The organism is Vibrio sp. 1751, assembly GCF_033339895.1.
GTDB classification, from domain to species: Bacteria; Pseudomonadota; Gammaproteobacteria; order Enterobacterales; family Vibrionaceae; genus Vibrio; species Vibrio alginolyticus.
On sequence record NZ_JAWOVM010000034.1, the window covers coordinates 13,898 to 35,479 of the forward strand.

General features: G+C 44.7%; 16 protein-coding genes. 8 read left to right on the forward strand and 8 right to left on the reverse strand.

From position 1 onward, the window contains the following. Positions 1–50: 50 nt before the first annotated feature. Positions 51–1,280: a peptidase T gene (gene pepT / locus R7041_RS12590; protein ID WP_053349258.1), complete on the forward strand. Its 1,230-nt coding sequence runs from the start codon at positions 51–53 to the stop codon at positions 1,278–1,280. An 82-nt stretch (positions 1,281–1,362) separates the two neighbouring features. Here the strand turns inward: pepT and R7041_RS12595 are convergent, their stop codons facing one another. Continuing rightward, positions 1,363–1,827, reverse strand: a complete 465-nt coding sequence (locus R7041_RS12595; RefSeq protein ID WP_005373515.1) for a dCMP deaminase family protein — start codon at positions 1,825–1,827, stop codon at positions 1,363–1,365. Between the two features lie 419 nt (positions 1,828–2,246). Here R7041_RS12595 and vmeY point away from each other — a divergent pair, with 419 nt between their 5' ends. Together vmeY and vmeZ are read left to right on the forward strand one after the other, a co-directional pair. Then, positions 2,247–3,374: a multidrug efflux RND transporter periplasmic adaptor subunit VmeY gene (gene vmeY / locus R7041_RS12600; protein WP_064369359.1), complete on the forward strand. Its 1,128-nt coding sequence runs from the start codon at positions 2,247–2,249 to the stop codon at positions 3,372–3,374. An 8-nt stretch (positions 3,375–3,382) separates the two neighbouring features. Continuing rightward, on the forward strand, positions 3,383–6,535 hold the full coding sequence (vmeZ, locus tag R7041_RS12605) for a multidrug efflux RND transporter permease subunit VmeZ (protein ID WP_206949620.1): 3,153 nt from the start codon (positions 3,383–3,385) through the stop codon (positions 6,533–6,535). An 88-nt stretch (positions 6,536–6,623) separates the two neighbouring features. Here the strand turns inward: vmeZ and R7041_RS12610 are convergent, their stop codons facing one another. Both R7041_RS12610 and arfB read right to left on the reverse strand, forming a co-directional pair. After that, the gene (locus R7041_RS12610) at positions 6,624–8,393 is read right to left on the reverse strand and encodes a methyl-accepting chemotaxis protein (protein WP_025767924.1); all 1,770 of its coding nucleotides are present in this window, start codon (positions 8,391–8,393) and stop codon (positions 6,624–6,626) included. Positions 8,394–8,493: 100 nt separating this feature from the next. Continuing rightward, positions 8,494–8,907: an alternative ribosome rescue aminoacyl-tRNA hydrolase ArfB gene (gene arfB, locus R7041_RS12615; protein ID WP_017635196.1), complete on the reverse strand. Its 414-nt coding sequence runs from the start codon at positions 8,905–8,907 to the stop codon at positions 8,494–8,496. A gap of 76 nt (positions 8,908–8,983) precedes the next feature. Between arfB and R7041_RS12620 the strand changes: the two genes are divergently transcribed. Continuing rightward, entirely contained in the window at positions 8,984–9,586 is a 603-nt protein-coding gene (locus R7041_RS12620) for a beta-phosphoglucomutase family hydrolase (RefSeq protein WP_206949621.1), read from the forward strand. Positions 9,587–9,674: 88 nt separating this feature from the next. On the opposite strand, the gene R7041_RS12625 is transcribed toward R7041_RS12620, so the two are convergent. Further along, positions 9,675–10,667: an OmpA family protein gene (locus R7041_RS12625; RefSeq protein ID WP_017819897.1), complete on the reverse strand. Its 993-nt coding sequence runs from the start codon at positions 10,665–10,667 to the stop codon at positions 9,675–9,677. Positions 10,668–11,126: 459 nt separating this feature from the next. On the opposite strand from R7041_RS12625, the gene aroG reads away from it, so the two are divergent. The 3 genes from aroG to R7041_RS12640 all read left to right on the forward strand — a co-directional run bounded on the left by aroG (position 11,127) and on the right by R7041_RS12640 (position 15,283). Beyond that, positions 11,127–12,179, forward strand: coding sequence for a 3-deoxy-7-phosphoheptulonate synthase AroG (gene aroG, locus R7041_RS12630; RefSeq protein WP_017635200.1), 1,053 nt, complete (start codon positions 11,127–11,129; stop codon positions 12,177–12,179). A 159-nt stretch (positions 12,180–12,338) separates the two neighbouring features. Further along, the gene (locus tag R7041_RS12635) at positions 12,339–13,511 is read left to right on the forward strand and encodes an MFS transporter (protein WP_021035943.1); all 1,173 of its coding nucleotides are present in this window, start codon (positions 12,339–12,341) and stop codon (positions 13,509–13,511) included. A gap of 209 nt (positions 13,512–13,720) precedes the next feature. Further along, positions 13,721–15,283, forward strand: coding sequence for a methyl-accepting chemotaxis protein (locus R7041_RS12640; RefSeq protein ID WP_017819900.1), 1,563 nt, complete (start codon positions 13,721–13,723; stop codon positions 15,281–15,283). Between the two features lie 141 nt (positions 15,284–15,424). On the opposite strand, the gene tkt is transcribed toward R7041_RS12640, so the two are convergent. Then, entirely contained in the window at positions 15,425–17,416 is a 1,992-nt protein-coding gene (gene tkt / locus R7041_RS12645; protein WP_042522667.1) for a transketolase, read from the reverse strand. A 125-nt stretch (positions 17,417–17,541) separates the two neighbouring features. After that, entirely contained in the window at positions 17,542–18,492 is a 951-nt protein-coding gene (gene tal / locus R7041_RS12650; protein ID WP_005373488.1) for a transaldolase, read from the reverse strand. Between the two features lie 466 nt (positions 18,493–18,958). Here tal and R7041_RS12655 point away from each other — a divergent pair, with 466 nt between their 5' ends. Then, positions 18,959–19,960 (forward strand): sugar-binding transcriptional regulator, encoded by a 1,002-nt coding sequence (locus tag R7041_RS12655; RefSeq protein WP_005387670.1) that lies wholly within the window; start codon positions 18,959–18,961, stop codon positions 19,958–19,960. Positions 19,961–20,125: 165 nt separating this feature from the next. On the opposite strand, the gene R7041_RS12660 is transcribed toward R7041_RS12655, so the two are convergent. Both R7041_RS12660 and R7041_RS12665 read right to left on the reverse strand, forming a co-directional pair. After that, a complete protein-coding gene (locus tag R7041_RS12660) occupies positions 20,126–20,956 on the reverse strand; it encodes a sulfurtransferase (RefSeq protein ID WP_053307244.1) in 831 nt (276 codons plus the stop codon). Positions 20,957–21,085: 129 nt separating this feature from the next. Beyond that, the gene (locus tag R7041_RS12665) at positions 21,086–21,580 is read right to left on the reverse strand and encodes a hypothetical protein (RefSeq protein WP_169697139.1); all 495 of its coding nucleotides are present in this window, start codon (positions 21,578–21,580) and stop codon (positions 21,086–21,088) included. Positions 21,581–21,582: the final 2 nt, after the last annotated feature.

Consider the following 21,582-nt stretch of genomic DNA (forward strand, 5'->3'; position numbering starts at 1 on the left):
GCTTATCAATGCGTGATAAGGCCTCATCGTACAAAACAATGAGAATAAATATGAAACATTTAGTTGAAAGATTTCTTCGATACGTCACGTTTGATACCCAATCCAATCCACATGTGACGCTTTGCCCAAGTTCACCTGGTCAGCTTGTGTTTGCTGAGTTACTTAAAAATGAGATGATCGAGCTTGGTTTAAGTGACGTGACTTTGGATAAAAATGGCTACTTGATGGCTAAACTGCCAGCCAATGTTGATTATGAGGTTCCTCCTATCGGCTTCATTGCCCATATGGATACCGCGCCGGATGCATCTGGCAAAAACGTAAAGCCGCAATTCATCGAAGATTACCAGGGTGGCGATATTGCATTAGGGTTGGGGGATGAAGTGTTATCTCCCGTGCAATACCCAGATTTACATCACCTACATGGCCACAATCTTATTACTACCGATGGCACTACATTACTTGGCGCGGATAACAAAGCCGGTATCGCAGAGATTCTTTCCGCGGTAGCTCTGCTACTGGAAAACCCAGACATTCCACACGGCGACATTTGTATCGGCTTTACTCCGGATGAAGAAATCGGTCGTGGTGCAGATTTGTTTGATGTTAAAAAATTTGGCGCGAAATGGGCATACACTATAGATGGTGGCCCGCAAGGTGAATTGGAATACGAAAACTTTAATGCAGCAAACGCTGATGTAATTTTTCATGGTGTTAGCGTTCATCCAGGTACTGCAAAAGGCAAAATGGTCAATGCGATGAACTTGGCTGCGAAATTTCAAGTTCAAATGCCCCAAGATCAAACTCCGGAAACAACCGAAGGTTACGAAGGGTTCTTCCATCTAAAATCGGCAGAAATGGGCGTTGCACGAAGCGAGCTAGGTTACATTATTAGAGACTTTGACCGTCAAAGACTTGAGGATCGAAAAGCCTTTATGCAGAAACTCGTCGATGAAATGAACACGGGTTTACGCCATGGTTCTGTAGAGCTAAAAATAAAAGACAGCTATTACAATATGAGAGAAATGGTTGAGCCTTACCCTCATATCATTGAGCTGGCAAAGCAAGCGATGGAAGCGTGTGATGTGGAACCGATTATAAAACCTATTCGTGGTGGTACAGATGGTGCTCGTTTATCTTTTATGGGTTTGCCGTGCCCGAATATCTTCACCGGTGGTTTTAACTTCCACGGAATTCATGAGTTTATTTCTGTTGAAATGATGGAAAAATCAGTACTCGTTATTGTCAAAATTGCTGAGCTCACAGCGAAAAAACACAGTTAAAAGACTACGTCGAGACCTCTTGCAGATTTAATAACAAAATAGCCCAGATCTTCCTGGGCTATTTAAATATTAAGATGGAATACTAGCGCACGTCTTTGTCTTCAATTTCAATGTCTTCTAGTGGTAACCAGTCGACTTTCACACCCGCTTGATCGAACATATCTTGACTGACTTGGATTTTATCTCCCCAGCGAGATAAAAAGTCTTCAGACTGCTCAGGGCAGTGTACGTGTGAGATCCCTGTTTGAATGATCTTTGCCGCGCAGTTAGGGCAAGGAAAATGCGTTACCCAAATATCACATCCGTCTAAGTCACGTTTTGAGAACAAAATTGCGTTCTCTTCCGCGTGCAGTGTTTTAAGGTATTTCAACTCGCGCTCATCGGTGTCGACACTGTCAGAAACACCATGCGGATAGCCATTAAATCCAACAGATACAATGCGATTCTGTTTAGTAATAACGGCACCGACTTGTGTTGATGGGTCCTTACTCCAAGACGCCACTAGTTCTGCCATCTGGTAAAAGCGTTTCGCCCATTTAGAAATCATAGTCATCCTCTCTGTCGAAGGCGTTGAATTAATTGAATGATAACCCATTTATATTAAAAAAATAGTCAAAATCGGGGTCTTGAGTATGAAGGCGTCACTTTTTACCTTTTTAGCCACAAAACGTTCTTATCTTGAGCACTGAATCTCACTTTACGCCCGAATACAATACTCCCGTTAGTGTTTCCAAGCACACGCTAAAATTCGCGATCTCCTAAGGCGTATATTAAATAGTTATGATTGAGTTGTATGTATATTGCTCATTGAATACCACTGTTAACTAAATTACTTTATTTTCCTTTTGTTTCTCATGTTTACATTTAGAAACACCTTGGGCGCTTTTCAGTGAAGTTTTCAGTGGCAGCAAGGAGTAAGGTTGATAGGAATTCAACAATATCCTGTTCTATAAAGACGGTAAATACATGCAAAAGAAACCACTTGTCGCACTAATGGCGGCTACAGCAATCCTCGCTGGATGCGGGGAAGCTAATAATGCCCAAACGAAAGGTCAAGCGCCTCTCGTAGTGACTCAGGATGTCACGGTTATCGACTACCAACCGAGCAAGTCTTATATCGGTCGCATTGAAGCAGTAGAAGATACCAATATTACCGCGCAGATTTCTGGCTACTTAAAAGCTCGTCACTTTGAAGAGGGGCAAATGGTAGAAAAAGGGCAGCTCCTTTACTCTATCGAGCCATCTTCTTTTGAAGCCCAAGTCGCGAGTGCTAAAGCCGCACTTGCACAAGCTAAAGCGGCGCTAAAAAAAGCCGAATTAGATCATACTCGAGGTAAAAACTTGTTGCCTCGCGGTAGTATCTCTCAATCTGAGTTTGATGCTTTAACAGCTGCACTTCTTGGTGCGAGAGCAGAGCTAGAAGCGGCAAATGCTCAACTTAAACTTGCTGAAGTTAACCTTTCCTATACTCAAATCCGAGCACCTTTTAGCGGGCGTATTAGTGATACCAAAGTGAGTACGGGTGATCTGGTTTCTCCGTCATCTGGCGTGCTGACAACTCTGGTGAGTTTAGATCCAGTTCATACCTCATTTAGTGTGAGTGAGCGTGAGCGTTTAGCTATGGGTATGGATCAAGTAAAAGGTGATGGCTCGGCTGAATCAAACCGCGTTGAAGTTCAGCTTGAACTGGAAAATGGACAGTTTTTTGAGCATCTCGGTAAGCTTGATTTCTTAGGTAATCGTATTGACACCAAAACGGGTACGATTGCTATGCGCGCGCTCGTTCCAAACCCAGAACAGAAGTTACTTCCGGGTCAGCACATCAAAGTGAACTTGAGAGATAAGAATACGAAGGACGTTATTGTTATTCCACGACGTGCCGTTCAAACTGACTTAGAAGGTGACTTTGTGATGGTGATGGCTGAGGGAAATGTCGCAGAGCGTCGTAACGTAGAGCTTGGCCCTCAGGTTGAACAAGGTATTATCATTCGAGAAGGGCTCGATCAGGAAGATACAGTTATTACACAAGGCCTACAACGTGTGCGTAATGGTGTAGAAGTGCGCCTTCAAGCACCTGCTGAAGATAAGCAGTAGGGGGCACTATGTTAAGTCGTTTCTTTATTCAGAGACCTAAATTCGCGCTGGTTATTTCGATCATATTAACGCTAGCCGGCGCGATCTCACTGGCGATTTTGCCAGTGGCGGAGTACCCACAGATAAGTCCGCCATCAGTCAGCGTTTCGGCATACTACACCGGTGCGAGTGCGGAAGTTGTCGAGCAGGCCATTGCTGACCCCATAGAGACCTCAGTCAACGGCGTTGAGGATATGATATACATGTCTTCAAAGAGCGCGAACGATGGCTCTTACAGCCTAAACGTCACGTTTGATGTCGGCACCGATCCAGATATGGCGCAAGTTAACGTGCAAAACCGCGTGTCACAGATTGAGTCAAAACTGCCTCAAGAAGTTCGCATGGTTGGTGTGACGGTGAAAAAGCGTTCACCTGACTTGCTGATGGTGCTTAACTTCTATTCACCTGATGGCAAATACGATGATCAGTTCTTGATTAACTACATTAACTTGAATGTAAAAGATCAGTTGGCTCGTGCGAAAGGTATCAGTGAAGTTAACGTGATTGGTGGTGGCGAATACGCAATGCGTGTTTGGTTAGATCCTGAAAAAATGGCCAACCTTAAGCTAACCACGTCAGACGTATACGCCGCTTTGGCTGAACAGAACGTTCAAGTTGCGGCAGGGCGTGTAGGTGCAGCACCATACAACAATCCGCAAGAAGTTCAGTTTAACCTTGTGACCAAAGGTCGCTTGGAAAGCGTGAGCGAGTTTGAGAACGTTGTCCTTCGAGCTAATCCCAATGGATCTACGGTTTATCTGAAAGATGTTGCTCGCGTTGAACTAGGCAAAAAGTTCTACGATGGTAACGGTAAGTTCCGTGGCCAGGACGCGTCAATCGTTGCGTTGTCTCTTCAATCGGATGCGAATGCGTTAGAAAGTGGTCAGGCCGTCATGGAGCTCCTTGAAGGCTTGAGCAAAAACTTCCCAGAGGGAATGGAATACGAGACCAGCTACGATACAACCGTGTTCGTATCTGAATCGATCAAAGGGGTAGTAAAAACACTGATTGAAGCGATTCTATTGGTGATTGCTGTAACTTACTTGTTCTTGGGTAGTGCGCGTGCAACGTTGATTCCTGTTGTCGCGATCCCCGTTTCTCTGATTGGTACGTTTGCCATCATGCAGGCAACGGGCTTCACCATTAATACGGTTACTTTGTTTGGCTTGATCCTTGCGATTGGTATCGTGGTGGACGATGCGATTCTGGTTATCGAAAACGTCGATACTACCATGGCGAAAGACCCAACCATTTCACCGCGTAAAGCGACGTTGCTAGCGATGAAAGAAGTAACGGGACCAATCATCACGTCGACCTTGGTTCTACTTGCGGTATTCATACCCGTCGCCATGCTGCCAGGTATCACCGGTATCATGTATCGCCAGTTCGCTTTGACCATCTGTATTTCGGTTGTGATTTCATCCATCAATGCATTGACGCTGTCTCCAGCACTTTGTTCCCTGGTATTGAAGCAGGGTGGGGGCAATACCGCTAACTGGTTCCAGGCTTTCAACCGAGGCTTAGAGCGCATCACTACGCGTTATGGCCAGATCGCTGGTTTCTTGGTGAAGAAGTCTTTACTGCTCGTGACGTTCTTTATAGTTGCTATCGCAGCGGTCACTTTCTTTGCGAAAACCACCTCTACAGCGTTTGTTCCTCAAGAAGATAAAGGCATTTTGCTGGTTAACGTACAGCTACCAGATTCAGCCTCTTTATCACGTACTGAAGAAGTCACCAATGATTTAATGAAAATGATCGGTGAAGAACCTGGTGTGGATGGTGTGACGGTTGCGAACGGTTACTCGTTTATGACAGGCGCAGCAGCATCAAACGGTGCTTCTGTATTTATCAAATTGCATGATTGGGATACTCGTAACTCGCTGCAAGGAGAGCACTCTGCTAATGCTATCGCGGCACGTATTAACGGGCGAGCGGCGACAGAGTTACCTCAAGCGGTTGTTTTTGCGATGGGACCACCGGCGGTTCCTGGTATGGGCGCTGCGTCTGGTTTTGAGTTTGTGCTTGAAGACACGCTAGGTCGAAGTCGTACCGATTTGTCGATGGTCATGGGAGAAATTATCCAAGCGGCTAACCAAGCGCCTGAAATTGCCTACACGTTTAGCACGTTCCGCGCGAATGTTCCGCACTACTACGTTGATATCGATCGTGAGAAAGCGCAGCAATTAGGTATTTCGCTGTCGTCTATTTTCCAAACCTTGCAAGGCAACTTAGGTTCGCTTTATGTGAATGACTTCACCATGTTTGGTAAGAACTTCCGCGTAACCATGCAAGCTGATAGCCAGCACCGTAGCAGCATGGAAGATCTAGAGCGTTTCCATGTTCGTTCTTCGAACGGTGATATGGTTCCGTTAAGTACGCTAGTGAGCTACGAGCAAGTGTTTGAGCCTGATGTGGCATGGCGTTACAACATGTACCGCAGTGCTATCATTCAAGGCCAACCAGCACCGGGTTACTCTAGTGGTGATGCGATTGCCGCAATGGAACGCGTTGCTGCTGAAGTTCTTCCACAAGGGTACACGTATGAATGGACAGGTATGGCTTATCAGGAAGTGCTCGCGGGTAACCAAGCCATTTATGCGTTTGCGCTGGCTTTGATCTTCATTTACTTGTTTATGGTGGCTCAGTATGAGAGTTGGAGTATTCCACTGGCTATTATTTTGGTGGTCCCAGTAGCAACGTTAGGTTCCTTCCTTGCGTTGAATCTAACTGGCACGCCGCTTAACTTGTATGCCCAAATTGGTCTTGTCTTGCTCATAGCCTTGGCGGCGAAAAACGCAATTTTGATTGTGGAGTTCGCCAAGCAAGAGCGTGAAGAAAAAGATGCTGATATCGATAGTGCAGCGGTTAAAGGAGGCACGTTACGTTTCCGCGCTGTGAATATGACATCTTGGTCATTTATCCTGGGTATCTTCCCGCTTATCTTTGCCGCTGGCGCGGGGCACGTGAGTCAAAACTCACTCGGCGTGTCGCTGATTGGTGGTCTATTGTGTGTGCTTCTAGCAGGTACATTCTTGATCCCAGGCTTCTACGCTCTGGTGCAAATACAGCGTGAGAAAGTTCATGGCGGCAACACCAAGCTGGTTCCTCTTGATGATGAATAATCACATCCGAAGTGCGCAGTAACCACGAAGTGACAATTGAAAAAAGCCCGAAGCAATGATTGCCTCGGGCTTTCTATTTTGAAAAGGGTTATTTTAGCGCAGTTTTGAATTGTGCAACGGCTTCATCCATATCATGAGCTTGAGCAGAGACAGAGTTCACTTCATGCAAGCATTCCTGAGCGGATTGCATGTTATTCTCAGATATTGCGTTTAGCTCGGTGATTGAACCGCTAACTTGGTTCATAACGATACCTTGTTCTTCAATTGCTGAAGCTATGCGCTCCGAATTACCTTGAATTGAATGCATGTCAGTGATGATCTGCTGCAGGCTAGAATCCAGTTTTTCAGAAGCATTAAGTGTTTGTTGCCCTTGATCGTTACATTGATCAATATCAGCAACAACTGTCGACATTTGAGTTTGAATATCTGCAACGACCCGCGTGATTTCCTCTGTGGATTGATGAGTTCGGCTAGCTAGGGCGCGTACTTCATCGGCAACAACTGCAAACCCGCGGCCTTGTTCGCCTGCTCGCGCGGCTTCAATTGCTGCGTTGAGAGCTAGTAGGTTGGTTTGCTCTGCTATTTCTTGGATGATGTTCACGGCACCACCAATTTTATCTACATGCTGATTCAGCGAGCCAATCGACTGCTGGCTGTTTGATAAAATCGTGGTTAGTTGACCGATGTTGGTTACCGTCGCCTCAACAACTCCTCGACCTTGTTCGGCATTATTCGCTGCCTGATGTACGCCTTCTACCGCAACTGATGTGCTTTCAGAGATTTCACCTATTGTGGCAACCATTTGCTGAACTGCCGTCGCCATTGATGCAGTGTGGTCAGTTTGAGTGTGGAATTGCTCCATAACGCCTTCTAACTCACGATGCATATTATCGGTACTTGCAGTGAGTTGCGCCGATTTTTCTTGGGTACTACTAATTAGATGCTCAAGCTTATCCAATAGGTCATTGAGGTGATGACTGATATCAAATAGCTCGTCTTGACCTTTCAAATCAGATCGAAGTCCCATGTTGTTCGTTTCGCTGATACTTCGAATGGTGCCAAGTAAGCTATTCACTCGCGTATTGATTGAACGTGAAATTTGCCAAATCAATGCGAAAATAACGACTAAGATCAGAGCTGTAATGACCTGCTTGATGGTCGACATTTGTTCATCACGTTGTGCGGCAGCAGAGCTAAGGGCTGTGGAAAAGGTTTCAAATTGCTCTTCTACGGCATGGGATAATGCGCGAGTTTCACCGAGTAGGCCTTTGTCATAAGCAACCCCAACAACTTGCTTTTGGGCCGCCAATTGCTTACCTGTTTTGATAAGCTCCGGAGCATATTGCCCCTCAAGCAAGTCACTATTGAATAGTCCTGCTTTTACCGCAGAGTCAAAACGGACTAATGCCAATAACTGCTGGTGGTCTGAACGTTGTTTAGCTTCTAATAGTGCTTGTTCGTAACCGGCGAGAAGCCCACTCTTTGAATCAAGCCCGTATCGTTGGTAAGCGCTGACCAGATTCTGAAAGCCCCTTTGGTATGCGAGCAAGTCTTGCTTAAATTGTTGACTGGAAGGTAATTCATTACTCTTGAGTATGTTCGCAAGCTCTTTTTCTGTGTCTATAAACTTGTCAACATTGGCGTCAAACTTATTTAGATATTTGTCATTACTACGCAGTAGGAAATCTTTTTCATTTCTGCGTAAGTTGAGTAAGCGTATTTCTAGATCACCAACGAGTTTGATGGCGTGATTAAGATCATTGCTCTTATTTTCAAAATGGGATGACGTACCCAAAAGGGCCACGATGCCTAAAATGGCGATAACTCCGAGGAAGTAGAGTTTTTGCCTAATAGTCATATTGTTGTTTCCTGAATAAGTAACTAAAAAGAGAAATCCAATGAGATTTCCAAGGGCTAGCAAACGTTGTTCAACTAACATGTCGAGAAAACGACATGCACTAATAAAGCACTTTTTTGCGTTGCTGTTTTTTCGCTCCGTGCTTGTTTTTTGTATCAAGTCGTCGGCGTTGAGAAGCGCGGGTTGGTTTCGTTTTAATACGCTTCTTCTCCTGTAAAGCGGCAGCTTTTATCAATGCTTGAAGCCGATTTAGGGCGTCTTCCTTATTTTGTTCTTGTGTCCGAAATTGTTGCGCTTTGATGATGATCACGCCATCTTTACTTATACGACTATCAGAAAGTGCAAGTAATCGCTCTTTGTAAAAGTCAGGTAAGCTTGAATGCCGGATATCAAAGCGCAGGTGTATAGCGGACGCTACCTTGTTAACGTTCTGGCCACCATTTCCTTGAGCTCTAATTGGGGATAATTGAATTTCCCACTCTTGAATTGTGACGGAGTTCGAAATTTTGAGCATGATAAGTAAATGCCGGTAAGGACGATTGAAAGAGCTGATAAATTAACATTACAGATGCACAAATAGAAGAAAAGACATGAGCACGATTGATTTTAGACCCTATGAGGGATTCATATTTGATATGGATGGTACTCTAATCGATACCATGCCAGCCCACTTGGCAGCTTGGCAAGCAACTGCTGAGCGTTTTGATTTTCCGTTTTGCCAGGAATGGTTTCACAGTTTGGGAGGGATGCCGAGCTTTAAAATTGTTGAGGAACTAAATCGTGTGCATGAGCTTTCGTTAGATCCTAAAACTGTCGCGACATTTAAAATGGAAACATTCGCTGCTATGGAGCTTCATGGTGACGTTATTCCTTGCACGAACATCGTGTTAGAGGAATATTTAGGCCATAAGAAAATTGCAGTCGGGACTGGCAGCCAACGAGAAAGTGCCATGCGCTTATTAAGTCATGCAGGTTTATTAGACAAGTTAGATGTTGTAGTAACCGCGAGTGATATAGAGAACCATAAACCCTTTCCAGATACCTTTTTGGTGGCCGCGGAACAACTCGACTTGGAGGCGTCACAGTGTCTTGTGTTCGAGGATACTGAGTTGGGGAAGCGAGCGGCGCATGCAGCTGGTATGGATTGCGTTATGGTGCAAGATAATGAGTTGATCTTTTTCCCAAAACCATAGTGGCAATATCCCTTAATATGAGATCAAAATGGGGTGCAAATGCACCCCATTAATTTTTACCACATCATCGATCATGAATCATAGATGCTTATTCTGGTTGAACTAGCTCTTGGTATTCAAATGAAGGTACCACAACTTCTACGCGACGGTTTTTCTCACGACCTTCGCGAGTGCTGTTGTCAGCAACTGGGTTTTCTTCACCCATACCTTTAACTGTCAAACGATCTGAACCAATGCCAGCTGCGGTTAGGTAATCAGCAACAGATTGAGCACGACGCTCAGACAGTTTTTGGTTGTATGCCGCAGGGCCTGAGCTATCCGTGTAACCAGTAATCTCTACTTGAGCTTGAGGATATTCGTTCAAGAATGAAACAAAGTTGTCCAGACGTTCAGAAACGGACTCTGTTAACTTAGCACTATCGAATTCAAACGTACCTGTACCGTACTCTTCTTTGTGCACCTTGCTCATCATCACTGGTTCTGGATCTGGCTCGATCACTTCTTCCGTTACAACTGCTGCAACAACTGGAGCTGCTGCGAATTTGTAGTTAACACCGATACCAAAGAAGTTAGCATCCATGTCGTCCCACACGTCGTCAGACATGTCTTGGTAACGTTGGTATTCAGCGCGAACACTCCAGTTTCTATCGATCGAGTATTCAGCACCCAAAGAACCTGTTGGGACAAAGTCTGTTTCGTCATCAGACATCATGTAAGCACCACCGATCTTAGCAAACAGATTCCAAGAGTCGTTTAAGTGCCAGTTGAATTTAGGTGCAAGTGTTAAAGCCGTTAGATTGCCGTCAATCGTATTAACCGTGTTAGCCCCTGACATCGAGTTAGCTTTGTAGTCGCCTAAGAAGTCTACGCCGTACTCTAGCCCAATGATATCGGTAAAGTCATAACCGATATGTAGTCCTGCACCAAACGCTTCATCATCACAAGGGCTATTTAGATAGCAAGCGTCGTCAAGTGTAGTCATGCCCACTTTGCCCCCGATGTACATTTCAGCTTGAGCAGAGTTTAAAAGCGCGCTACTACCAGCTACCACTGCTGCTACTGCAATTGCTACTTTGTTCATAATGTTTCCTTGTATTGATTGCATATTAACTTCTACTTCGTTTTATCAAAAAATTAGAAAAAACCAGCGTTTATAAGAAATTAGTTTAATATTCTAATCATTTCATATCAAGCAACAATATATTTGAACTTGATCAACATTTACTACCCAAAAATACCTCACAAACTTCTGATATTTCTTACATTGTAGTAAAGATTTTTTGGTGCATAAGAAAATTGATGATTATTTTGAACTTTTTTTCGTAAACTTTACTTTACATTGTGCGCAGTAGTTAACAGGTGGCTTTTATTTGCATTTATTTGCAAAAACTGATTGCAAGTCTACGCCTAAGCCGATAAGTTACTTAAACGCTAGACAGAAAATGACCACAGCCCTTGATGCTGCTCGCTTTGTGAACAATGTTGCAATGAGTTCAGTTGGTAAAAATGGGGTCGGAAATAAAACCAGGAAGTAGAAGTAATGTTTCAAACTGATGATGTAAGAATAAATAGAGTAAAAGAGTTATTGCCACCTGTTGCAGTATTAGAGAAGTTCCCAGCGACTGAAACCGCTTCTTCGACCACTTTTGATTGCCGTAACGCCATTCACAATATTCTTGAAGGAAAAGACGATCGATTACTCGTGATCGTTGGCCCGTGTTCTATTCACGATCCGGCTGCCGCGGTTGAGTACGGTAAAAAGCTAAAAGTATTACGTGATGAACTGGGCGAGCAGCTTGAGGTTGTTATGCGAGTTTATTTTGAAAAGCCGCGTACGACCGTTGGTTGGAAAGGCCTTATCAATGACCCTTACTTAAATGACACCTATAAGCTAAATGATGGTCTACGTATCGGACGTAAACTTCTTCTTGATCTAACCGATATGGGCTTGCCAACGGCAAGTGAATTCTTAGATATGATCACACCTCAGTACGTGGCGGATTTGATCAGTTGGGGCGCTATCGGTGCTCGTACGACAGAATCTCAGGTTCACCGCGAGCTAGCTTCTGGTCTTTCTTGTCCTGTAGGTTTCAAAAACGGTACAGACGGGAATATTAAAATAGCGAGCGACGCGATTCGTTCTGCAAGCGCTTCCCATCACTTCCTTTCAGTAACAAAATACGGTCATTCCGCGATCGTAGAAACCGCTGGTAATCCAGACTGCCATATTATTCTACGTGGCGGTAAAGAACCAAACTACAGTGCAGCACATGTAGCTCAAATTAAAGATGAGCTGGACACCGCAGGTCTGCCGAAAAAAGTGATGATTGATTTTAGCCATGCTAACAGCTCGAAGCAGTTCAAGCGTCAAATGCTGGTGTCTGATGATGTATCCGAACAAATCTCTGCTGGCGAAGAAGCCATTTTTGGTGTGATGATCGAGTCTCATTTAGTTGAAGGTCGCCAAGACTTAGTGGATGGCAAAGCAGCCACTTATGGTCAGTCGATTACTGATGCATGTATTGGTTGGGAAGATACGGAAACGGTACTTCGTCAGCTTTCTGATGCAGTAAAAGCGCGCCGCAACAAGTAAGCTCAACAGAAAAACTTTTTAAAAGCGAAAAGTGAATAGTGAAGAGCCAGAGGTACTATGCCTCTGGCTCTTTTTGTTGAGAATTACTCTCATATCTTTCTATTGTTTCTGCTTTCCTATATGTTATCTGTATACGTTGTAACCAAAAGGAATTTGGAATTGAATCGTAATGTATGGCTTCTATCCCTCTGCCAAGCCTTATTAATGACAGGGAATATTTTACTCATATCTGTTATTGCCCTTATTGGCAAAACACTTGCGCCGTCATCAAGTTTTATCACATTACCAGTTGCACTGCAGTTTTTGGGACTGATGGCCGCGACAATTCCTGCGTCGCTAATTATGGGCAAGTTAGGGCGTCGCCTTGGTTTTAGCCTTGGTAATGTCATTGGCATTTTGGGTGCTAGTCTAGCGACGTATGCATTAAGTCAACAAAACTTCTATCTGTTCTGCATGTCTACGTTTTTGCTTGGTGTTGGTATAGGTTTCGGTACTCTATACAGGTTTGCTGCCATTGAAGTGTGTGAAGAGTCGGCAAGGCATAGGGCGATTTCGATATCTATGGCGGGTGGGGTGTTAGCGGCGATCCTTGGGCCTAATCTGGCCGTGTACTCGCAGCAGTGGTCAGATGATGGCTTATACATTAGTGCATTTGCTGTGCTTGTCGTGCTTTATATAACCGCGTTGGTTGTGCTACAAACCATTCGTTTTCCACCTGCACACACGCAGGCGCTACACGCTAAGGCGGATAAGCTGAGACTGATTATTCGTCGACCTAATTTCATGCTGGCAGTTATCGCGGCAATGGTTGCGTACGCGGTGATGAACATTTTAATGACAGCAACTCCTTTAGCGATGATTGGTTGTGGCTTTGATTTTGATAAAGCGGCGGGAGTGATCGAATGGCACGTGTTGGGTATGTTTGCACCTGCGTTTGTCACGGGCCGTCTGATAGAGCGGTTTGGCGCTAAGAATATGATTTTGGCGGGTGGATTGCTATTTGTTGCTTGTATTGGAATTAATATACATGGAGTGTCTATCTGGCATTTTAGTCTTGCTTTAATCCTGTTAGGAATAGGGTGGAACTTTATGTTTATCGCAGCAACCGGGCTGTTTAGTCAAAGTTATGAAGCGAAAAACAGAAGCAAGGCTCAAGCGTTTAATGAATTCTTCGTGTTCAGTTGTGTCACCATCACCGCATTACTATCTGGTTGGCTTGAGTCTACCGTAGGTTGGCAGAATCTTAATTTGTATGTTCTTCCATTTGTGTTACTCGTTATCGCGATGTTTGCGTTAAAAACGAATAAAAAGCCAGAATCACAAACCGCTTAATTGAGGCTTAATATATAACCCGGCCGATCGTGTCGGGTTTGTTTATTAGCTCAAATCAACAATCTCTTCTTTATCTTTTTATCGATAATGTGAATTCCCACAATAAAAATGTCGATTTGATAAGACTTTTTATCTAACTTTTTGTAATAAAAATAAAAATCCTGTATATATCTTGCCGAAAATCAATAAAAACTAAAGAAGTTTCGTCTATGTCAGCCAATATTTCTCATAAAGCTCAAGAAACTCTCGTGAGGGAGTCTGAGGAACTCGTCTCAACAACGAACTTACAAGGTGTTATTACATATTGTAATGAAGCCTTTTGCCGCGTTGCTGAATACACTCACGAAGAACTTGTCGGTCAGAACCACAATATAGTTCGTCATAATGATATGCCTAAAGCCGCTTTCGGTGATATGTGGGCACGCCTTAAACAAGGTAAAGCCTGGCGTGGAATGGTTAAGAATGCCACTAAGTCTGGCGGTTACTATTGGGTTGATGCTTATGTCACCCCTATCTACGAAGACAACCATGTTGTTGGGTATCAATCAGTGCGCGTGAAACCAAAGCGAGAGTGGGTTGATATTGCGACAAAAGCCTACAAAAGCATGCGTGCTGCAGAGAAGTCTGGTCGAACTTGGTCGTTGAAAATCAATGAAACCATTCGCTATGCGATTCTACTTGGTGCACTAACCGCACCTGCAACCGCATATGCGTTGTCTGTTGAAGGGCCGTTGGCTTGGCTTGCAAGTGCGTTACCTGCAAGTGTTCTGGCTCTGTTATTCCGCCAAGAGTTAATTGATACACCTCAGCAACTTAAAAAGTTACAAAAGCAATATGACAGCGTAAGTCGCTTGATCTATTCCGGTAACACGGCATTTTCGATTGCCGATTTCCATATCAAAATGCTATCCGCAAGAATTCGAACCGTGTTAGGAAGGATGACTGACTCCGCATTGCCTTTGCAGCATTGCGCCGAAGAGCTTAGTCAAACAACGGCAGAAGTCTCGGCTGCATTAAATCAGCAAAATACCGATATTCATCGTGTGCGAGATGCTACCCAAGAGGTGGAGTCGTCGGCAAATTCGGTTTCTTCGAGTACTAATGATGCCCATATGTTGATTGATGATACATTGAAGTCATGCTTGATGGCGAAGGAGACCATCGATCAAACGCACACCAATCTAGCGAAGTTAAGCCTTCAAGCTGAAAAAGCGACGGAAACGACGTATCAACTGAGTGATCAGGCGCAGAAGGTGAACCATTTGATGGAAGAGATTGGTGGGATCGCAGAGCAAACCAATTTACTGGCACTCAACGCGGCGATTGAAGCGGCAAGAGCAGGGGAGCAAGGTCGTGGTTTTGCTGTTGTAGCTGATGAGGTCCGCGCGCTTTCTGGGCGAACATCCAATGCAACTGAACAAATCCAAGCCTCTATCTCCACTATGTTGGCAACGATTCAAAGTTGGCAGAAAGATATTCTGGCAAACAAAGAGCAAACCGATGCCTGTTCTCAAGTAGCAGAACAAAGTGCGTTACGTTTGTCTGAAGTTGAACAGATGATGCAAACCATGAGTGGGCTGATGGTTGATGTAGCAGAAGCGGCGAATAACCAGTTAAAGCTATCTAGTGATGTAAACCAGCACATTCATTCTATCGCTTCGACCGCAGAACAAAACTTGGCAGCAACACATTCAGTTGAGCAAAATAGCCGACAGTTGAAAGACCAAGTACAAGATTTCTATCAGCTCGCACTTCGATTTGAAGACAAATAGTCGTAACGAAAGTTGTGATGTTTATGTCCTGGCTGCGTTTATGCGAATAGGAGCCAGATAAAAGAAAGCCCCGCCATTGCTGGTGGGGCTTTTCAGTTTTCACATTCGCAATAGAGAAAACTGATTATCTTTTTACTGCAATTACGCGAGTAGCTCTTTTGCTGTGTTCACTACGTTTTCAGTCGTGAAACCAAACATTTTGAATAGTTCGCCGGCTGGTGCAGATTCACCGAATGAAGTCATACCAATGATGCGACCGTCGAAGCCTACGTACTTGTACCAGAAGTCAGCAATACCTGCTTCAATTGCGATACGCGCTGTTACGTCTGATGGCAGTACAGCTTCACGGTAAGCGGCGTCTTGTTTGTCGAATGCGTCTGTTGATGGCATTGAAACAACGCGTACTTTCTTACCTTCAGCAGTTAGCTGTGCTGCTGCTTCTACTGCTAGTTCAACTTCAGAACCTGTTGCGATAAGGATTAGCTCTGGCTTGCCTTCGCAATCTTTCAGAATGTAAGCACCTTTCGCGATGTCTGCTACTTGTTCTGCTGTGCGCTCTTGTTGCGCAAGGTTTTGACGAGAGAAGATAAGTGCTGTCGGTGCATCTTTACGTTCAATCGCTAGTTTCCAAGCTACAGCGGACTCAACTTGGTCACATGGACGCCATGTGCTCATGTTTGGTGTTAGGCGTAGCGATGCCATTTGCTCAACTGGTTGGTGAGTTGGACCATCTTCGCCAAGACCGATAGAGTCATGCGTGTACACTTGGATGTTCTGAATTTTCATCAGCGCAGCCATACGCATTGCGTTACGTGCGTACTCCATGAACATTAGGAATGTTGCGCCGTAAGGAACGAAACCACCGTGTAGCGCGATACCGTTCATGATCGCTGTCATACCGAATTCACGTACGCCGTAGTGGATGTAGTTACCAGAGAAGTCGCTTGCTTCTAGAGACTTAGAACCAGACCACATTGTTAGGTTAGAAGGTGCTAGGTCAGCAGAGCCACCCATGAACTCTGGTAGTAGAGCACCAAATGCTTCTAGAGCATTTTGAGACGCTTTACGTGATGCAATGTTTGCTGGGTTAGCTTGAAGATCAGCAATGATTTGGCTTGCTTTCTCTTCCCACTGTGCAGGAAGCTCACCGTTTACGCGGCGTTTAAATTCAGCTGCCAGCTCAGGGTACGCTGCTTCATAAGCTGCAAATTTCTCGTTCCACGCTGCTTCCTTAGCTGCGCCTGTTTCTTTCGCTGACCATTCTGCGTAGACTTCTTGCGGAATTTCAAAAGGACCGTGCTCCCAACCTAGTTCTTTGCGTGTTGCTGCGATTTCTTCTGCACCTAATGGCGCACCGTGACAATCGTGTGAACCAGATTTGTTTGGTGAACCAAAACCGATGATAGTCTTAGTACAGATAAGTGTAGGACGTGGATCCGCTTTCGCTGCTTCAATTGCTGCGTTGATTGCGTCAGCATCGTGACCGTCTACTGCTGGAATTACGTGCCAGCCGTAAGCTTCGAAACGTTTAGGTGTATCGTCAGAGAACCAACCTTCAACGTGACCGTCGATAGAGATGCCGTTGTCATCCCAGAATGCGATCAGCTTGCCTAGACCAAGAGTACCTGCAAGAGAACATGCCTCGTGCGAAATACCTTCCATCAGACAGCCGTCGCCCATGAACACGTAAGTGAAGTGGTCAACGATGTCGTGGCCTTCTTTGTTGAATTGCGCTGCTAGCGCTTTTTCAGCTAGAGCCATACCAACCGCGTTAGTGATGCCTTGACCTAGCGGACCCGTTGTGGTCTCGATACCTGGCGCGTAACCATACTCTGGGTGACCAGGAGTTTTAGAGTGAAGCTGACGGAAGTTTTTCAGATCGTCGATAGACAACTCGTAACCTGCAAGGTGCAGTAGAGAGTAAATCAGCATTGAGCCGTGGCCGTTAGACAGTACGAAACGGTCGCGGTCTGCCCACTCAGGGTTTGATGGGTTGTGGTTTAGATGAGAGCGCCAAAGAACTTCAGCGATGTCAGCCATACCCATAGGTGCACCTGGGTGACCAGAGTTAGCTTGTTGAACACCATCCATGCTTAGCGCACGGATTGCATTTGCTAGATGTTTACGATCCATAGTGATTACTTCTCGATATTTGATTTAAATAGAGGGAACTCGCCGAAACAAGTTCAAATAGAATTTTTTGAAAATAGTGTTGATGGTAAAAGCGAGTAGACGGGCTACTCGCTTTTGGTAAGCAATTAAAGCTTAGCTTCGATCATCGCTTCTAGTTTGCCTTGGTCAACGGCGAAGTTGCGGATACCTTCAGCCAGCTTCTCAACAGCCATTGGGTCTTGGTTATGTTCCCATAGGAACTCAGCGTGAGTCATTGGTGCTGGACGCTCAGCTGCGCCTTTAGAATCAACTAGTTTCTCAACTACTTCACCTTCAGCTGCTTCTAGTTCTGCAAGTAGAGCAGGAGCGATAGTTAGACGGTCACAACCAGCTAGTTCTAAGATCTCACCGATGTTACGGAAGCTTGCGCCCATAACTACAGTTTTGTAGCCGTATTCTTTGTAGTAGTTGTAGATCTTAGTTACAGATAGTACGCCTGGATCTTCTTGAGCTTCGAAGTCACGGCCTTCTTTCGCTTTGTACCAGTCCATGATACGACCAACGAATGGCGAGATTAGGAATACACCCGCTTCTGCACAAGCACGTGCTTGAGCGAACGAGAATAGAAGCGTTAGGTTACAGTTGATGCCTTCTTTTTCTAGGATCTCAGCTGCGCGAATGCCTTCCCAAGTTGAAGCCAGTTTGATAAGGATACGGTCGTTAGTGATGCCAGCATCGTTGTACATTTTCACTAGTTGACGAGCTTTCGCTACGCTGCCTTCCATATCGTAAGATAGACGAGCGTCTACTTCTGTAGAGATACGACCTGGGATAGTTTTTAGGATTTCTTTACCGATGTTTACTGCAAGCATGTCACAAGTATCTTGAACTTGTTGAGCTTTGTCGTTGCTCTGTGCTTTAGCGTATTCGATTGAAGCATCGATTAGAGGTGCGTACTCTGCGATTTGAGCGGCTTTAAGGATAAGAGAAGGGTTAGTTGTTGCGTCTTCTGGCTGATACTTTTTAATTGCATCAATTTCGCCAGTGTCTGCTACTACAGTCGTTAGTTTACGAAGTTGCTCTAACTTGTTGCTCATAATCGATCATCCTATTTAAATGGGCTTAAGCGTGATTTTTGTTATCACAGCTTGTGCATTTGCAAGCGAGTTAGCTAACCGTCTCATCGCATTTAATGAGACATCTGCTCAGCCAACTACGGAAAATTTCGTTACCGAACAAATGCTATGAACATTTGATCGATAGCTGAGTAAATGATGTGTCCATATTTATCCTATCTATGCTGAAAGTCAATCGCTGAAATGGACTTATAGTGAACTTCATCAACGTTTTTTTACTGTGTGTTTAGTGGTTAACCCAAATAAACGTTTGCCCTTATTGTTCAAAGCTTGAGCGTTGTCCAAGAGGGTAAAAAATTGTAGTGAGAAAATGTTATTGCGATGAGCAAATGTAGCGTTTAAATTGATAAAGAACATATGCTAAGTCAATGAGCATATGTTCACTTATTGCATACAATATCGATCCTCTTAAAGGGCGAGAGAAACCATGAGCAGTTCTAATCAAGATATTTCCATTGAAAACACGGATTTGTTGACAGAGATTTCCGTCGCGTATTATCAAGACGGTGCGACTCAGGAAGAGATATCGAGAAAATTTGCCATATCACGCGCAAAGGTCGGGCGAATGCTCAAGCAGGCGCGTGATGAAGGCATTGTTGAAATTACCGTTAAATACCATCCGGTGTTCAGCGCCAAGATCGAACAACGTTTGATCGAGCGATTCGGCGTTAAGCGCGCGCTTGTTGCTCTTGATCAACCGAATGAAGAAGCGCAACGACTACAGGTATCGGGATTGGTGTCCAATTATCTCACTAGCACGCTCAAAAACGGCATGGTGGTGACGGTCGGACAAGGGCGCAACGTATCGTCCGTCGCTCACCATATAGGTGTTATTACGCCGCGTGACTGTAAATTTGTGTGTGGCATTGGTGGTATTCACCCGCGTGGCGGTATGTATAACGCCGACCATATTTGTCGTCAGTTGGCGAAGAAGTATGGGGGAACCTCTGAAACCCTTTATGCGCCGGCATACGCAGAAAATAGAGAACAGAAGTTGGCCTTCATGCAAAATGCAACCGTGAAACAAACGCTCGACCTAGCGCGTAAAGCCGATGTCGCTTTGGTTGGTATTGGTGACATGAGCGAAAACAGTTACATGGTCGACTTAGGTTGGTTTACGCCTGATGAAGTGGTTCAGTCGAGACTTCAACAAGGTGTGGTAGGGGATTTTGCAGGTTATGACTTCTTTGATATTCACGGTAATGTAGCGAACACGGTAATGAGTGACCGAGTAATTGGACTTGGTATTGAAGAGTTTCGGCCGATCTCGGAAGTTATTGCGATCGCAGCTGAGAACAGCAAGCCACTCGCTCTACTCGGAGCATTAAGAACTGGAGCGATAGACGTGATCGCCACGAGCGTTAGCAACGCATTAACCGTGCTCAACTTAGATGAGCAAATGCACGGTAACGCGACATCTGAACGCTAACGGAAATAGTCGGCTTTTGATGTAGTCAGGCTATGAGGAGGGACAAATCACTCATAGCCAGTTTCTATTTCGAAATGACAAGTTTGGTTTAGAAGCTGCGTTTAGTTTATTGGAACACATCATCTTTAGATAAACGTAAGATACTTTGTTAAACAGACACTTGTCTTAACGCTCGATAGGTAGAGAGTGGTCAGCACCCCATTCGGTCCAAGAACCGTCGTACACCGACAGATTGTCTAGACCAATTTGATACGCCGCGAGTAATAAAATGCATGCGGTTACACCGGAACCGCAACTAAAAATAATCGAATTGTCACTATCTATCGTTAGTGCGCTAAATATCTGTTGCAACTCTGAGTTTGGTTTAATGTGACCGTTGGTCAAGAGTTCTTGAAACGGTAAGCAAACCGAATTTGGAATGTGCCCACTACGTAGACCTTCTCGTGGCTCAGGCACTTCACCAAGGAAGCGAGCTTTGGCTCTGGCATCGATGATGTTGGCACTTTTATTGGTTGAATGAGCAAGAACATCTTGTGCACTCAAAAAGGCATTTTGGTTGAGCTTGCCCGCAAAGTTGCCTTCTTCGCTTGGTTGCGATAGGGCACTTTCGGCAGGGAGTCCTGCTTCAATCCAAGCTGGAAGACCGCCGTTTAAGACTCGAACATTATCATGTCCCATAGCTTTGAACATCCACCAAGCTCTTGGCGCGGCTAAAGTGCCAGAGTTGTCGTAAACCACAATCAAATCTTCGTTGTTCAAACCGAGTTGTAGCGCACTTTGGTTGAAGCCTTCTTCTGTTGGCATCATATGCGGCAGGGAAGAACCGGGTAAGCAAAAGTCATTGTCGTAATCAAAGCGTAAAGTATTTGGAATCCACTTATCTTGAATCTTTTTGCCTTCAGAAGGGATTTGAAACGCAATACTAGCGTCGAGGAGCTTGACGTTAGGTTGGCCGAGAAGGCTATTGAGTTCATCAGTACTAATCAGTGCTTGCATTGTCTTTAGTTTGCTAGGTGGATAATCTTACTGTTTTACAACAAAAAAATCGCATGTTCAAAAGAACGATGCGATTTTTAAGTTAAAGATTGAAGATTTGTTCTGAAAGACAGCTTTCGATTTACCCAGTTACATGGTCCAAGTGTTGTCTCCAGAAGTAATCACTTTCTGAATTGGGTCACTACCGTCATAGAACCAAATTTCAACAAGTAGGCTACCTTGGCTATCAGAAACATTAAAGTCGACATTTGCTGTACCATTGTTGAGTGGAACCGATGCGACTTTGCTTGGGTATTTTGCATCGTAGTTACCTGAACTGTTCTCGACAAACTCTTTGTACACGCTTAGGTGTGCACGTTGTGAAGAAAAACCACTGATGTCTACATTGAGCGTACCTTCCGTCACTGGGTTGTAGCTAAAGCCATCCGGTACTACTAGGTCCAGCATGGTTGCATTTTCTACAGTTACGGTAGTCTCTTCTACGGTTGTTTCTTCCTGTTGGGTTGTGTCTTCCTCTGCAATGGTGGTTTGGGTTGGTGAAGGTGGTGTACTGTTACCACCTCCGCCGCCACCGCCACAAGCTGTTAGTGCTAATCCCATGATGATTGTGATAAGTGCTTTCATAA